Genomic DNA, 15,289 nt, shown 5'->3' with positions numbered 1-15,289 from the left:
TCACACCAAGCCCAGCAAGCGCAGATCCGCGACGTACTTGTCGATCAACCCCGTCGACAGATGCGGAATATCCTTGCGTGGACCTATTTTCGCTGCCCGCACGGCGCTGCGGAACACATCGGTGGGGGCTGGCGCGCCGCGCAACGGCGTCTCCGGCTTTCGGTAGGCGTCCAGCAACGGCAGCACCGAATGCTGGCGCGGCTTGTCCGGCAAGGCCCGCAGGGCCGTGGCGAACCGGTCCAGCCATTCGTCGTAGTCGTCGATGCGCCGGATGTCGTGCCCGGCGGCGATCAGCCAGTCGACGAACACATCCAGGGATATGCCGTCGTCGTGCGGATTCATCACGTCGAACGACCGATAGTCTCCGGAATCCGCGGCGGGTGTGGCGATTTGCGCACCGAGCGCGGTAACCGCTTCGGCCACGAAATCGGCAGGCAGCCCGTCGTAATGGGCCACCGCCTGGTTCCCGTGCGCATCCGTTTGATAGAAGGAGGCCGGTGCGATACCGGTGGTCAGCAAGCTGAAGATCAAGCGGGTGAACGCATCTGGCACGTTCACCTGTCCGGCATACCGGCTGTGCGCCAGGATCATGTCGGACCGGAAGACCGCGACCGGCAAGCCGCACAGGTCGTGCGCCTCGCGCAGCAACACCTCGCCGGCCCACTTGCTGTTCGCGTACCCGTTCGCGTAGCTGTCATCGACCGGCCGCAACGCGCTGACGGTGCGGATGTCGCCGTCCTCGACGAACGTGGCCGGATCGACCGACAGGGCCACCGCGACCGTCGACAGGTATGTGACCGGTTTGATTCGCGTCGTTATCGCCAGCCGAATCAACTCTGCGGTGCCAACCACATTGGGGCCGAACAGTTGGTCGTATGGCAACACGTGGTTGACCAGCGCGGCCGGGTGCACGATCAGGTCGACACTCTGGGCGAGGCGCTCCCAAATATCCGGCTCCAAACCAAGATTCGGCACACCGATATCGCCGGTGATGACCTCGAGGTGGTCTGCGGCAAGCGTTCGGAACCGCTGCAGCAATTGCGGGTCGCCGCTATCGAAGACGGCCTCCAGTCGCTTGGTGGCGGCCGCGGCGTCCGCGGCGCGGATGATCGCGATGAGCTTTCCGCCGGTTTCGGCAAACCGTTCGAGCCACTCCAAAAGCAGGAACCGCCCGAGGTAGCCGTTCGCGCCGGTGAGCAGAACGGTGTGCGGCCTGCCGGTCGCCCGCGGCAGCGCCGGGGCCTGGGCCAGGGTGGACGGGTCGATGAACTTGTCCAAGGTGAGGTCCGCGGCGTGGACCTGCGTCGCTCCTTGCCCGTGCACCGTTGCGAAAGTTGGTCGCCGCGAACCCGATTCACGTTCAGATTCAACGTATTGCGCGATCCGTCCGAGGTCTGTTGCCGGTCCGGTAATCATCCCCACGGGCACCTCGATGTCGAAGATGTCCCGCAACAGGTTGGAAAAGGTAAGCGCCGATAGCGAATCGCCGCCCAGCTCAATGAATAGGGCGTCGGGTGCCGGCGGCCCGCCGGCCAGGCCAAGCAACGCCTCGGCCGCGCGGGTCAGCGTGAAGATCACCGGGCGGTCGGCCGCGCCCTCGCGCAAAGCACGCAATTCGGTCACCCGATTTTCGGCAAGCTGCGCATATAGCTGTTCGAGCCGAGCGCCGTAGTGCTCTTTGAGCTTGGGCCGTAGCAGCTTGCCTACCCCGGAGAGCAGGCCGTTGTCCTCGCTGAACGGTTGTGGCTCGACGACGAAGTCGACGGGCACCTCGTAGGACTGCAGCTCGGCGAGTTTGGCCGACTGGCGCAGGGATTCGCTCAGCGCAGCCTTCAGTCCGTCGTCGTCTTCGGCGAACTTCTGCGCGGCATCGTCGGTCGGGACGACGACGGCCAGCAGGTGCGGTCGCTCGCTGTTGCCGTACACGAAGATCTGGCGCACCAGGGCCGCGCTGGAGAACGCCGCTTCCAGGCGCGCCACGGCGACGAACTCTCCCTGGGCCAATTTCAGCACGTTGTTGCGGCGGTCGACATAAGCGAGCCGGCCCGGCTCCAGCTCGGCCATCACGTCACCGGTGCGGTAATAGCCGTCGGAGTCGAAGGCGCTGGCGGTGACATCGGGCCGCTTGAAGTATCCGGGGGTGGCGGTCAGCGACTTGACCAACAATTCGCCTCGTGGATAGGGCTTGTCGGTGCGAAAGTACCCCAATTCGGGAACATCGATCAGCTTGTAGTCAAGCACCGGGGGTTGGTTGATACGCCCGTCCTTGGTCACCATGCCGACCTCGGTGAGGCCGTAACCATCGAGAACGTGCACGCTCAAACAGGACTCGATGAAACTGCGCATCTCCGCTGCAAGGGGAGCGGTGCCACAGAAGGCGGTCACGATGCGTCCACCGAGTATCTGCTCGCGCAGCTCGGCCTGCGCCTGTGCCTTCGCCGCGGCGGTGTCGGCGCCGGAAGCCTCGAATCGATCGACGGCGCTCTGATAGCGCTGGTACAACATCTCCGCCACCCGTGGCACCAGTCCCATTTCGGTGGGACGCACCAGGTTCCAGTCGTCGAACAGCGTCGAGAGGTCACTCTCCGGGACAAAGTAACTGGTGCCACCGGCCTGGAACGCCGTCGACAGCGGTATCCGGCCGCCCAGGTGATTCAGGGGCATGAAATTCACGTTGATCACCGGCGTGTCCGCGAAGTCGGGCATCAATTCGGTGGTCCACAGCTTGCAGAGCATCCGCTCGGTATACATGGCGCCCTTGGGCAATCCCGTGCTGCCCGACGTGTACATGATCATGGCCAGCCGCTCGTCGGTGTCGCCGGTGAACATCGGCTCCGGCGGCAGGCTTCGGCCGCGTGCGATCACGTCATCGAGAGTCTCGATGATCACCGCAATGCCGGCACTCGCCAGGTTCGCCCGCGCGCGATCGACGCTCTCGCGGTGCTCGTCGACCTCGGGCCGGTAGTCGAAAACCACGACCCGCCGCAACGATGAAATGCCCAGTGCCGCTTGAACGGCGAGGTCGAGATAATCGACACCGGCGGCCAATACGGACGGCTCCACCTCCTCGACGATCGGCTTCAGCCGTGCGGCCGTCGAATTGTGCTGCAGCGGCACGGTGACCAGCCCGAGGTAGGCGCACACCAGATCGATGGTGAGATATTCGGCGCTCGCGAAACCGACGGTGGCGACGAAGTCCCCGGGCGCAACGGGATTGGTGGCGTCGTGTCGCCATGCGCCGGCGATAGCGCGGACGTTGTCCCATAGTTCGCGGTAGGTCATGGTGTCGAACCGGGGCAGCACCTGGGTGCCGGTTCGGCCGGTCGCTGAATCGGTGTTCAACGAGCGGGCGCGCCAGCCCACCGCGGGGCGATCGGCGTAACCCTGGGCAAAGATTTCCAGGATCTGCGGCAGTCGCAGGCCGGGTTGCCGTGCCGCGTGCTGCAGGGCCGGATCGGGCTTCGTAGTCCGAAACTGTTCGTCGTGGGCGTCCAAGTGGCGGATGCGTTCGGCTACCTGTTGGCGCGCCGCGCTGATCGGGCCTGTAGAGCTAACTTTCGCGCGCTTCGCCTCAACGGTCATGGCCCGCCTCTCGTTGGAGATCACTCGCCTACCTGAACGAACCCCCATGGGCCGCGCTTCCGTTCAACGGCTGTGACGGTTGTCACACCGTGTGGGCGCACGCCGGGGCGCCCGCGTCAGGCCAGGGATATGTTGGCAGCGCTCACGCCACGACCTCGATAGGGTCGCCCACGTTGACCTGGTTGAAGTACCAGGCGGCGTTGTCGGGGCTGAGGTTGATGCAGCCATGGCTGACATTGGCGTTGCCCTGGGAATCAACCGACCATGGTGCCGAGTGCACGTAAACGCCGCTCCAAGTAACGCGTACGGCGTACTGAGCGGTGATCTTGTATCCCTCGGGCGAACTGAGCGGAATGCCGATGGTTCGCGAGTCCATCACCACGGTGCGCTGCTTTTCCAGCGCGGTGAAGCTGCCCATCGGGGTGGGCCGGCTGGGCTTGCCCATCGACGCCGGCATGGTGCGCAGCACCTCCCCGTCCCTGCTGACGGTGAAGGTGTGTTTGGAGATACTGGCGACACCGAGTAGCGCCTCGCCGGTATCGAAGCCTGTCGTCAGGGCTTGCACGCCGACCGACACGTGGGTGTGGGCGGGCCAATATTGGTTGGGAACCCACTGCACGACAGTGTTGTGGACCCACTCGAAGTGTCCGGGGACGCCGCTGGGCGACGTGACGTGGATGGACCGTTCGGCCCCGGCCCGATCGGCCACCGGAGCGGTGAAGGTCACCACGACCGGGTGGGCCACGCCCACCACGGCGCCGTCAGCGGGCAAAATCGAGGCGACTGCCGGGCTGGGTTGCGGTAGCGGCACGGCGGCGGTGCCGCGACCGACCGGCACGACGAGGCTCACAGCGGTGATCGTGACCATAACAAATAGATAACGAACACCCCGACGCATGGCGTCCACCCTTCGAGATGGTGTGACTAACACACCGATATCCTACTGGTTACCCATTGACCACCGGTTTCAGCAAACAATGACAGGCCAGCTGGGTCGTCACGGTAACGATTCGATCACCGATTGAGTTCAACCGCGCGCAGCGCAGCCGACTGGGTGCCGATCCTCGGCCGGCGACCCGTGACTTTTACGCAAGTTCGAGCCGCGGTTGCGTGAAAGCGGCGCCCATGCACCGGTTTTTTCGCGGACGCGAGGTTACGGTCTGCCCGGTAGGCCGAATTCATAGGGGTAACCGCCACGGTGGAGGCGCAAACTTCGGCTTGGGCCCGCGCCGGCAACGCGCTAGCCTCAGCGGGACCGGTGCCCAAAGGCCCAGCCGAACCCGAGGAGTGCGGGTGCTCTTCCGCCAACTGGAGTACTTCGTGGCGGTCGCCTCCGAGCGGCACTTCGCCCGGGCGGCCGAGAAATGCTTTGTCTCCCAGCCGGCGCTCTCAACCGCGATCGCCAAGCTGGAACGAGAACTGAACGTCACGCTGATCAACCGCGGCCACAGCTTCGAGGGCCTCACCCCTGAGGGGGAGCGGTTGGTGGTGTGGGCCAGGCGGATTCTCGCCGAACACGACGCGTTCAAGTCCGAAGTGGACGCCGTGCGCTCTGGCATCACGGGGACCCTTCGGCTGGGAACCGTTCCCACCGCCTCCACGACCGCGTCGCTGGTGCTCTCGGCGTTCTGTTCGGCGCACCCATTGGTGAAGGTGCACATCCTCTCTCGCCTGGCGGCCACCGAACTATACCGGCGGCTCCGCGAGTTCGAAATCGATGCCGCCATCGTGCATGCGGCGTCCGACGAGGCTCACGACGTCAACCTCGTCCCGCTGTACCAGGAGCGATATGTGCTGCTGGCAGCGGCGGACATGGTCGGATCGGGTACGGCGACGATGACGTGGGCGGAGGTTGCGCAGCTGCCGCTGGCGTTGCTCACCCCGGAAATGCGTGATCGCCAGATCATCGATCGAGCCTTCGCCGACCATTCCATCATGGTCGGCCCGCAGGTCGAAACGGATTCCGTTGCATCGTTATTCGCTCAGGTGTCGGCGGGCAACTGGGCCTCCATCGTGCCGCACACATGGCTGTGGGCTTCGCCGCTAGGGCCTGCGATCCGGGCGGTCGAAATGGTCGACCCGGTGCTCAAAGCCGATGTGGCCCTGGCTACCAACTCGAACGGACCGGGAACGCCGATCGCCCGCGCCTTGGGCACCTCCGCCGGGCAGCTGGCGCTGAACGAGTTTTTCGACGCGCAGCTGTTGGGGCTTACCCGCCGGCGCTGACCGCGGCCGGCGGTGGGGCGGCGGTACTGGCCGGGTTCAGGTTGGACAGATGCCCGCTTTCCACGCCCGCCGCCGGGTCGAGTTCGCAGTCGATGATCGACGGCTCACCGGTGCTGATCGCTTCGGTCAGCGCCGCACGCAGCTCCGGCGGAGTGGCGACGTGATATCCCCTGCCGCCGAACGCTTCCGCGAGCAGCTCGTGGCGCGCGCGAGCGTTCAACACTGTCGGAGCAGGATCCGATCCCATCGCCGCCGTGCCGGGGGTGGCCTCGTCGCCGCGGTAGACGCCGCCGTTGTTGAGGATGACGACGGCGACCGGCAGCCGGTAGCGGCAGATGGTCTCGATCTCCATGCCGCTGAAGCCGAACGCACTATCACCCTCGATCGCAACCACCGGCTTCCCGGTCTCGACGGCGGCGGCGATGGCATAGCCCATCCCGATGCCCATCACGCCCCAGGTTCCGGTGTCCAGCCGGTGTCGTGGCAGCTCCATGTCGATGACGTTGCGGGCCAGATCGAGCGCATTGGCTCCTTCGTTGACCACGTACGCGTCCCGGTTGTCCTGCAGCACAGCGCGAATCGCCCCAAGGGCGTTATAAAACCGCATGGGGTGCGGATTTTCGGCGAGACGCTCGCTCATCTTGGCATCGTTGCGTGTCGTGCGCTCGGCCAGCTCGCCGGTCCACTGTGGCGGCGCCGTGATCGGGCGGGCGGCCACGCCGTCATACAGCGCGGACATCACCGAGCCGATGTCTCCGGCCAGCGGCACGACTTGCTGGTTGCTGTCGAACTCGGTCGCGGCGATGTCCACTTGCACGAATTTGGCCGCACGGCTCCACTTCGGTGAATCCCCGTGGTCCAGAAGCCAATTCAGGCGTGCACCGACCAGCAGGACCGCATCGGAACGCGAGATCGCCAGGGAGCGGGCGGCAGCGGCGGACTGCGGGTGCGAATCGGGCAGCAGGCCCTTTGCCATCGACATGGGCAGGAACGGTATCCCGGTGACCTCGACGAACTTCCGAATCACGATGTCGGCCTGGGCATACGCGGCGCCCTTGCCGAGCACGATCAACGGTCGTTGCGCCTGAGCCAGCACGCCCAGCGCGCGATGAACCGCGTCCGGCGCCGGCAGCTGTCGGGGCGCGGGGTCGACGACGCGCCAGACCGTGTCCGCCGCGGCGTCGGCGTCCATGGTCTGGCCCAGCACCTCACCGGGCAGATCCAGGTAGACGCCACCGGGTCGCCCGGAGACCGCGGCGCGAATAGCGCGCGCGACGCCACGCCCGATGTCTTCGACCCGATTGATCCGATACGCGGCCTTCGCGAACGGCTTCGCGGCGTTGAGCTGGTCGAGGTCCTGGTAGTCGCCGCGCTGCAGATCCACCAGCGCCCGATTGCTGGAGCCGGAGATCTGGATCATCGGGAAGCAGTTCGTCGTGGCATTGGCCAGCGCGGGCAGGCCATTGAGGAAACCGGGTCCCGATGTCGTGAGGCAAACACCGGGCCGCCGGGTCAGGAATCCGGCGGCGGCCGCGGCGTGGCCGGCCGAGGTCTCCTGCCGGAACCCGATGTAGCGGATTCCCGACGCCTGCGCGACGCGGGCAAGGTCGGTGATCGGGATGCCGACAATCCCGTAGATGGTGCTTACGTCGTTGGCTTTCAGCGCGTCCACCACGAGGTGAAACCCATCGATCTGGCGTGTCGGAGATGCCGAAGCTGTGGACATGTGGCGACTCCTCCGGTGTTGCGGGTACTGCCTTCGCCATCACTGTCGCCCGTGCGCACGCCACGTGTCCAAGACCAGGGCGCTATCCGGCGATTTGCGTTGTCTATCGTGCCATGTCAGCGCGCTGTTACCACGATTCAATAGCCGCCAATTATCGATCGTGAGCGAATCGATATTGGACGCACCTGAAAGCCGACCGGCAGGGTGGCATCGGTAGCGGAAATGAAAGGAGTTCGGCGATGGGGTCAATTGAGGGCGGCGAGGAGTCGCCGGAAACCGCCGGCCCGCGCATCGCCGATCTGGTCGAGGCGGCCGCACGCCGGTCGCCGGAGGCACGGGCCCTGGTGGTCACCGCCGAGCGCATACCGGTCGACTATCGCGATTTGCTCCGGCTGGTCGACGATCTGGCCGCGCAGCTGACGGCCGCTGGACTGCTGCGCGGCGACCGGGTCGCGCTGCGTGCTGGCAGTAACGCCGAATTCGTCGTCGGGCTGCTGGCTGCATCGCGTGCGGATCTTGTTGTGGTTCCGCTGGATCCGGCCCTACCCATCACCGAGCAACGTGCCCGCGGTGCGGCGGTGGGCGCTCGGGCCGTGCTCGTCGACCAGCGCGCCGACGCCGAAAACGACACGGGTGCATCGGACGGCTTGCCGTCGTGGCCGGTCGCGGTCACCGTCGACGGCACCGCCGCGGCGGTCAGCCTGGACGTCACCGCGGCACCCCGGCGTGACGTGTCGACCCCGGAGGGGCTGCGTGACGACGACGCCATGATCATGTTCACCGGCGGAACCACCGGAGCGCCCAAAATGGTTCCCTGGACGCGCCTCAACATCGCCCGCTCGGTGGCCGCGATCATCGACGGCTACGGGCTCGGTTCGCAGGACGCGACGGTGGCGGTGATGCCGCTCTACCACGGGCACGGGCTGCTCGCCGCGCTGCTGGGCACCCTGGTGTCCGGGGGAGCGGTGTTGCTGCCCGCGCGTGGAAAGTTCTCGGCGCATACATTCTGGGATGACATCGAGGCCGTGGGGGCCACCTGGTACACCGCCGTCCCGACGATCCATCAGATCTTGTTGGAGCGCGCCCGCACCGAGCAGCCAGGCGGCGCACCCGCCCTGCGTTTCATCCGCAGTTGCAGCGCGCCGCTGACCGCCGAGACCGCGCAGGCACTGCACGACACCTTCTCGGCGCCGGTGGTATGTGCCTTCGGGATGACCGAGTCGACGCACCAGGTGGCGACGACGGCGATCGGCGGGGCGGGCAGGAGTGAAAACCCTGGTGCCACACCCGGTCTCGTCGGCCGGTCGACCGGACCGGAAATCCGGATCGTCGGTCCCGACGGCAAGACGCTTCCGGCGGAGACGGTCGGCGAAGTCTGGCTGCACGGCCCGACGGTGGTGCGCGGCTACCTCGGTGACCCATCCATCACCGCAGCCAACTTCACCGAGGGATGGTTGCACACCGGTGACCTGGGGACCGTGTCGCCGGCCGGCGACCTGGTCATCCGCGGCCGAATCAAGGAGCTCATCAACCGTGGCGGGGAGAAGATCTCGCCCGAGCGCGTAGAGGGTGTCCTGGCCACCCACCCCGACGTCCTCGAGGCGGGTGTGTTCGGCATGCCGGACAAGTTGTACGGCGAGACCGTGGCGGCGGTCATCGTCGCGCGCGGATCCGCCGCGCCGACGGCCGAGGAACTGACGGCGTTCTGCCGTGACCGCCTGGCGCCCTTCGAGGTGCCGGCCGAGTTCCAGCAGGCCGGTGAGTTGCCGCATACCGCGAAAGGTTCGCTGGACCGGCGCGCGGTGGCCGAGCAGTTCGGCCGCAAGGGCTGACGGGTTCTAGACGGCGGTGTTCAGCCGGGCGGCCGCGGATTCCGGCATGGGTTCGTAGCGGGCGAACGACCGGGTGAACGTCGCGGCCCCGTGGGCCAGGGACCGCAGGTCGATGGCGTAGCGGGTCAGCTCCACCTGCGGCACCTCGGCATTGACCACGGTGCGCTCGTTGCCCGCGGTGTCGGAGCCGAGCACCCTGCCGCGCCGGCTGGACAGATCACCCATTACCGCACCGACGAAGTCGTCGGGCACCAGCACCGAGATCTCGTCGATGGGCTCGAGCAGCGCCACCTTCGTCGCCGCGGCGGCCTCCCGCAACGCCAGCGACCCCGCCATCTGGAACGCGAAGTCCGACGAGTCGACGCTGTGCGCCTTCCCGTCGAGCAGCGTGACACGGATGTCGACTACCGGGTAGCCCGCGTGCACGCCCTTTTCCATCTGGGCCTTCACCCCCTTCTCCACGCTCGGGATGAACTGGCGCGGCACCGCTCCGCCGACCACCTTGTCCACGAACTCGAACCCGGAACCCTCGGGCAGGGGCTCCACCTCGATGTCGCACACCGCATACTGGCCGTGCCCGCCAGACTGCTTGACGTGGCGCCCGTGGCCTTTCGCCTTGCCGGCAAACGTTTCTCGCAGCGGGACGCGCAGTTCCACGGTGTCGACTGTGACGCCGTACCGGTTGGCCAGCGCCTCGAGTACCACGCCGGCGTGGGACTCCCCCATGCACCACAGCACGATCTGGTGGGTCTCCTGGTTCTGCTCGATCCGCAGTGTCGGGTCTTCGGCGGCCAACCGTCCCAGCCCCACCGAGAGCTTGTCCTCGTCGGTCTTGGCGTGGGCCGCAATCGCCACCGGCAGCAGTGGTTCGGGCATGGTCCAGGGCTTCAAGACCAACGGCTCCGACTTGTCCGAAAGCGTGTCACCCGTTTCCGCGCGGCTCAGTTTGCCGATCGCGCAGATGTCACCCGCCACCACCGAAGGCGCCGGGCGCTGCTGCTTGCCCAGCGGGAAGGACAGCACTCCGATGCGCTCATCCTCGTCGTGGTCCGGGTGCGCGTGGCCACTGCCGTTGCCGGTGCCGAAGAACGACGCAAAGTGGCCCGACACATGAACCGTCGTGTCGGGCCTGATGGTCCCGGAGAACACCCGGACCAGGCTGACCCTGCCCACGTACGGGTCCGACGTCGTCTTCACCACCTCAGCGAGCAGTGGCGCGTCCACGGCACACTTCAAACCGGCGTGCGGCGCACCGAGCTGGGTAAAGACCTCCGGCAGCGGGTGTTCCATCGGAGACGGGAAGCCGCGGGTAGCGACTTCCAGTATTTCCAGGGTGCCCACGCCGCTGCTGCTGCAGACCGGGATCACCGGAAAGAACGACCCCCGGGCGACGGCCCGCTCCAGATCCTGGATGAGCACGGATTCGTCGATGACCTCGCCGCCGAGATAGCGCTCCATCAGCGATTCGTCCTCGGACTCCTCGATGATCCCCTCGATCAGGGCGCCGCGCGCTTCCTCGATCTGCTCGGCGTCGGAGGGGTTCGGTGGCTGTACGGTGCGTTTGCCGTCGGTGTATTCGTAACGCGTCTGCGACAACAGCCCGATCAGGCCGTGGCAGGAGGGCAGGTCGGTGGGCAGGTAGAGTGGTAAAACCTTGTCGCCGAAAGCATTTTGCGCGGCAGCCAGAGCGTCGGCGTAATTCGCCCGGGTGTGGTCGAGCTTGGTGATCACCACGGCGCGGGGCATACCGACCTGGTCGCATTCCTGCCATAGCGATTTGGTGGGCTGGTCGACGCCTTCGTTGGCCGCGATGACGAACAGGGCGCAATCCGCGGCGCGTAACCCGGCCCGCAATTCGCCGACGAAGTCGGCGTATCCGGGAGTGTCGACCAGGTTGACTTTGACACCGTCGTGCGACAGGGATGCCACCGCGACGCCTACCGACCGCTGTTGGCGGATCTCGGCATCGTCGTAATCGCAAACCGTGCTGCCGTCGGCGATCGAGCCGCTCCGGGTCAGCACGCCGGCGGCGACCAGCAGGGCCTCTACGAGGGTGGTCTTGCCGCCACCTGACGGGCCCACCAGTACCACGTTGCGGATTTCGTCTGGACCGTTGGCGGTAGGAGCGTTGCCCGCTCCTTGGGAAGTGGTTGTCCTGTCGGCCATGACCTTCCTCCAGGTTGCCCGGGCGCGCCGTTGCTGACCTAGCCAGCACCTTTCTAGCTACCATTCACCCAACTTCGGTCGACCACAAGACCGTCGGGCCAGAACAGCCGCCACTGCGCCGGGCGGCGCCGCCGGGTCACCGCTCAGTAATGCCAGCTGGACCACCGCCGCACCGCGACCTCGATCACCGGGCCGTCCAGCGAAACCGATTGATATTGAGGGTATTTCGCGCGCAGTAGGCGGCGTGCGAGATCAACGGTGTCGTCGTCGGTGTGGACGGTGGCGACTCCGTCGAGGCGCACCCACCACAGTTGGGTCCAATCGTCGGCGTAGTGATCGACGAGCAGGCTCACCAGAGGGTTGCTGTCGATATTGGCCAGGCGGCGCAGCCGCCGGGTCGTCTTCGGCTTCGCGTCGACGGCCGTGTAGACGGATTCGCTCCCGTGGGGGGCGACCGCGAAGACCACCGGCACCAGGTGCGGTAGGCCGCCGGGCGCGACAGTGGCCAGGCGGGCCACCCGGGCCCGGCTGAAGCAGGCCTTGGGGTCGAATTCACCCACCGTGTCAGCTTAGGACGCGCGGTAGCCAAGGCCTGAAAGCCGCTGAGGCTGGTCAGAACCTGACACAGGCCGTGCATAGCTACCTGGATTACGGTTATATACACACACATGTGCCGCCAAGAGCCTGAGGCCGGGACAGTTGTTCTCTACCGCGAAGCAGGAGGCTGACACCGATGAGCAAACCGCACCGCCGCCCGGTCTTGTGGTCATGGTTGGTCAGCGTGCTGACCGTGGTCGGACTGGGCCTCGGCCTGGGGTCGGGCGTGGCCCTCGCTCCGGCGTCGGCGGCGCCATCCAACCTGGCGCTGGATCGGTTTAGTCCTCAGGCCCCAATCGACCCGTCGGCGATGGTCGGTCAGGTCGGGCCGCAGGTGGTCAACATCGACACCAAATTCGGCTACAACGACGCGGTGGGCGCCGGAACCGGCATCGTGATCGATCCCAACGGCGTCGTGTTGACCAACAATCACGTGATCTCCGGCGCTACCGACATCAGCGCGTTCGACGTCGGCAACGGCCAGACTTATGCCGTTGACGTGGTCGGCTACGACCGCACGCAGGACATCGCGGTGCTTCAACTTCGCGGCGCGTCCGGACTTCCCACCGCCGCGATCGGCGGCGAGGCCACCGTGGGGCAACCCATCGTCGCGCTCGGAAACGTCGGTGGCCAGGGCGGCACGCCCAACGCGGTGACGGGCAAAATCGTCGCGCTCAACCAGAGCGTCTCCGCGACCGACACGCTGACCGGCGCGCAAGAGAGCCTGGGCGGCCTGATCCAGGCGGATGCCCCGATCAAGCCCGGTGACTCCGGTGGGCCCATGGTGAACAGCGCCGGGCAGGTGATCGGCGTGGACACCGCCGCCACCGACAGCTACAAGATGTCCGGCGGGCAAGGCTTCGCCATTCCTATCGGGCGCGCGATGGCCGTTGCCGGGCAGATCCGGTCCGGCGCCGGTTCGAACACGGTCCACATCGGTCCCACCGCCTTCCTCGGCCTGGGTGTGATGGACAACAACGGCAACGGCGCGCGGGTACAGCGGGTGGTCAGTTCCGGGCCCGCCGCGGCCGCCGGGATCGCGCCCGGCGACGTCATCACCGGCGTCGACAACGTCGCGATCAACGGCGCGACGTCCATGACCGAGGTGCTCGTCCCGCATCACCCCGGGGACAACATCGCGGTGCACTACCGGTCCGGTGGCGGTGGTGATCGCACGGTCAACATCACCCTGGCGGAGGGACCGCCGGCCTGACACCCGCACCGACGCGACCCGACCGGTGGCCAATTCGTTTGCGACCGGGCGGGTTTCGGCGTAAGCGTGGGGGCGTGATTCCGAAAGTCGCGCCCAGGGTACACGTGGCATCGTGGATTTGATGAACGACGCAAGAGAAGCTGTCGAGCACCATCCCGAGGGGGGCAGTCACGTCCAGGACGGCGTCGTCGAGCACCCCGACGCCGAGGACTTCAACAACGCCGCCGCGCTGCCCACCGACCCAACCTGGTTCAAGCACGCGGTCTTCTACGAGGTGCTGGTTCGGGCTTTCTTCGACGCCAACGCAGACGGCGCCGGCGACCTGCGCGGTCTGCTGGGGCGCCTCGACTATCTGCAATGGCTGGGCATCGACTGCATCTGGCTGCCGCCCTTCTACGACTCGCCCCTGCGCGACGGCGGGTACGACATCCGGGACTTCTACAAGGTGCTGCCCGAGTTCGGGACGGTCGAGGATTTCGTCGCGCTGCTCAACGCCGCGCACGAGCGGGGCATCAGGGTCATCACCGACCTGGTGATGAACCACACCTCTGATTCGCATCCCTGGTTTCAGGAGTCGCGGCACGACCCAGATGGCCCGTACGGCGATTACTACGTGTGGAGCGACACCGCCGAGAAGTACACCGACGCGCGGATCATCTTCATCGACACCGAAGAGTCGAACTGGACCTTCGACCCGGTGCGCAAGCAGTTCTACTGGCACCGGTTCTTCTCCCATCAACCCGACCTGAACTACGACAACCCGGCCGTGCAGGAAGCCATGATCGACGTGCTCCGGTTCTGGCTCGAGTTGGGTATCGACGGTTTTCGCCTGGACGCGGTGCCCTACCTCTTCGAACGCGAGGGCACCAACTGCGAGAACCTGCCCGAGACGCACGCCTTCCTCAAGCGGGTCCGCAAGGTCATCGACGACGAATTCCCCGGCCGGGTGCTGTTGGCCGAGGCCAACCAGTGGCCGGCCGATGTCGTCGAGTACTTCGGCGACGCCACCACCGGCGGCGACGAATGCCACATGGCTTTTCATTTCCCGCTGATGCCGCGGATCTTCATGGCGGTGCGCCGGGAATCGCGCTTCCCGATTTCGGAGATCCTGGCCCAGACGCCTGAGATCCCCGACATGGCGCAGTGGGGGATCTTCCTGCGTAACCACGACGAGCTGACGCTGGAAATGGTCACCGACGAAGAGCGCGACTACATGTACTCCGAGTACGCCAAGGATCCGCGGATGAAGGCGAACGTCGGGATCCGTCGACGGTTGGCGCCGCTGCTTGATAACGACCGCAATCAGATCGAGCTGTTCACCGCGCTGCTCCTGTCGCTGCCCGGATCACCGGTGCTGTACTACGGCGACGAGATCGGCATGGGCGACGTGATCTGGCTGGGTGACCGCGACGGCGTGCGCACCCCGATGCAGTGGACCCCGGACCGCAACGCGGGCTTCTCCAAGGCCAACCCGGGCCGGCTCTACCTGCCGCCCAGCCAGGACTCCGTCTACGGTTATCAGGCGGTCAACGTCGAGGCACAACGCGACACCTCCACGTCGTTGCTCAACTTCACCCGGACGATGCTGGCCGTGCGGCGCCGCCACGAGGCCTTCGCGATCGGGACCTTCGAGGAGTTGGGCGGCTCGAACCCGTCGGTGTTGGCCTTCGTGCGGCAGGTTTCTCACGACGGTGACACCGTGCTGTGCGTCAACAACCTGTCGCGTTTTCCTCAGCCGATTGAGCTGAACTTGCAGCATTGGAGCGGTTGCACGCCTATCGAGCTGACCGGGCAGGTCGAGTTTCCGCGTATCGGTCACCTGCCCTACCTACTCACCCTGCCGGGACACGGGTTCTACTGGTTCCAGCTGGCGGGATGCGAGGAGGATGCATGACTCGCGCGGCGACGATGCAGAGCGAAGCGATGAGGAGGAGCGGCGCCAATGAC

General features: G+C 66.3%; 9 protein-coding genes. 4 read left to right on the top strand and 5 right to left on the bottom strand.

Annotated features, from left to right (window positions below; translation table 11 throughout):
* Both car and A5686_RS08290 read right to left on the bottom strand, forming a co-directional pair.
* Positions 1–3,582, bottom strand: a complete 3,582-nt coding sequence (gene car, locus A5686_RS08295; protein WP_231986319.1) for a carboxylic acid reductase — start codon at positions 3,580–3,582, stop codon at positions 1–3.
* A 142-nt stretch (positions 3,583–3,724) separates the two neighbouring features.
* Entirely contained in the window at positions 3,725–4,480 is a 756-nt protein-coding gene (locus A5686_RS08290; RefSeq protein ID WP_067933041.1) for a L,D-transpeptidase family protein, read from the bottom strand.
* A gap of 395 nt (positions 4,481–4,875) precedes the next feature.
* Here A5686_RS08290 and A5686_RS08285 point away from each other — a divergent pair, with 395 nt between their 5' ends.
* Positions 4,876–5,808: a LysR family transcriptional regulator gene (locus tag A5686_RS08285; protein WP_067933039.1), complete on the top strand. Its 933-nt coding sequence runs from the start codon at positions 4,876–4,878 to the stop codon at positions 5,806–5,808.
* On the opposite strand, the gene oxc is transcribed toward A5686_RS08285, so the two are convergent.
* A complete protein-coding gene (gene oxc / locus A5686_RS08280) occupies positions 5,792–7,534 on the bottom strand; it encodes an oxalyl-CoA decarboxylase (protein WP_067932946.1) in 1,743 nt (580 codons plus the stop codon). The two genes, A5686_RS08285 and oxc, sit on opposite strands and share 17 nt — an antisense overlap.
* A gap of 239 nt (positions 7,535–7,773) precedes the next feature.
* Here oxc and A5686_RS08275 point away from each other — a divergent pair, with 239 nt between their 5' ends.
* Positions 7,774–9,366 carry a FadD7 family fatty acid--CoA ligase gene (locus A5686_RS08275; protein ID WP_067932944.1) on the top strand — a complete coding sequence of 531 codons (1,593 nt, stop codon included), beginning with the start codon at positions 7,774–7,776 and terminating at the stop codon, positions 9,364–9,366.
* A 6-nt stretch (positions 9,367–9,372) separates the two neighbouring features.
* On the opposite strand, the gene A5686_RS08270 is transcribed toward A5686_RS08275, so the two are convergent.
* Positions 9,373–11,532, bottom strand: coding sequence for an elongation factor G-like protein EF-G2 (locus tag A5686_RS08270; RefSeq protein WP_067932942.1), 2,160 nt, complete (start codon positions 11,530–11,532; stop codon positions 9,373–9,375).
* 143 nt (positions 11,533–11,675) lie between these two features.
* The gene (locus tag A5686_RS08265) at positions 11,676–12,092 is read right to left on the bottom strand and encodes a TIGR03668 family PPOX class F420-dependent oxidoreductase (protein WP_067932941.1); all 417 of its coding nucleotides are present in this window, start codon (positions 12,090–12,092) and stop codon (positions 11,676–11,678) included.
* 173 nt (positions 12,093–12,265) lie between these two features.
* On the opposite strand from A5686_RS08265, the gene A5686_RS08260 reads away from it, so the two are divergent.
* Together A5686_RS08260 and treS are read left to right on the top strand one after the other, a co-directional pair.
* Positions 12,266–13,342: a S1C family serine protease gene (locus A5686_RS08260; RefSeq protein WP_067932939.1), complete on the top strand. Its 1,077-nt coding sequence runs from the start codon at positions 12,266–12,268 to the stop codon at positions 13,340–13,342.
* Positions 13,343–13,463: 121 nt separating this feature from the next.
* Complete coding sequence (gene treS / locus A5686_RS08255; protein ID WP_067933036.1) at positions 13,464–15,236, top strand: maltose alpha-D-glucosyltransferase; 1,773 nt, start codon at positions 13,464–13,466, stop codon at positions 15,234–15,236.
* The last annotated feature ends 53 nt before the right edge of the window (positions 15,237–15,289 follow it).

The organism is Mycobacterium sp. E2479 (assembly GCF_001667925.1).
Lineage (GTDB): Bacteria > Actinomycetota > Actinomycetes > Mycobacteriales > Mycobacteriaceae > Mycobacterium.
Note: the sequence above shows the minus strand (reverse complement) of the source record. Positions and strands in the feature narration are given on the sequence as shown.

What these genes read in the sequence shown, in the direction of transcription:
- A5686_RS08260 (WP_067932939.1), top strand. Translation starts at nt 12,266, where the DNA reads ATGAGCAAACCGCACCGCCGCCCGGTCTTGTGGTCATGGTTGGTCAGC.
- treS (WP_067933036.1), top strand. Translation starts at nt 13,464, where the DNA reads ATGAACGACGCAAGAGAAGCTGTCGAGCACCATCCCGAGGGGGGCAGT.
- A5686_RS08270 (WP_067932942.1), bottom strand. Translation starts at nt 11,532, where the DNA reads ATGGCCGACAGGACAACCACTTCCCAAGGAGCGGGCAACGCTCCTACC.
- oxc (WP_067932946.1), bottom strand. Translation starts at nt 7,534, where the DNA reads ATGTCCACAGCTTCGGCATCTCCGACACGCCAGATCGATGGGTTTCAC.
- car (WP_231986319.1), bottom strand. Translation starts at nt 3,582, where the DNA reads ATGACCGTTGAGGCGAAGCGCGCGAAAGTTAGCTCTACAGGCCCGATC.
- A5686_RS08275 (WP_067932944.1), top strand. Translation starts at nt 7,774, where the DNA reads ATGGGGTCAATTGAGGGCGGCGAGGAGTCGCCGGAAACCGCCGGCCCG.
- A5686_RS08290 (WP_067933041.1), bottom strand. Translation starts at nt 4,480, where the DNA reads ATGCGTCGGGGTGTTCGTTATCTATTTGTTATGGTCACGATCACCGCT.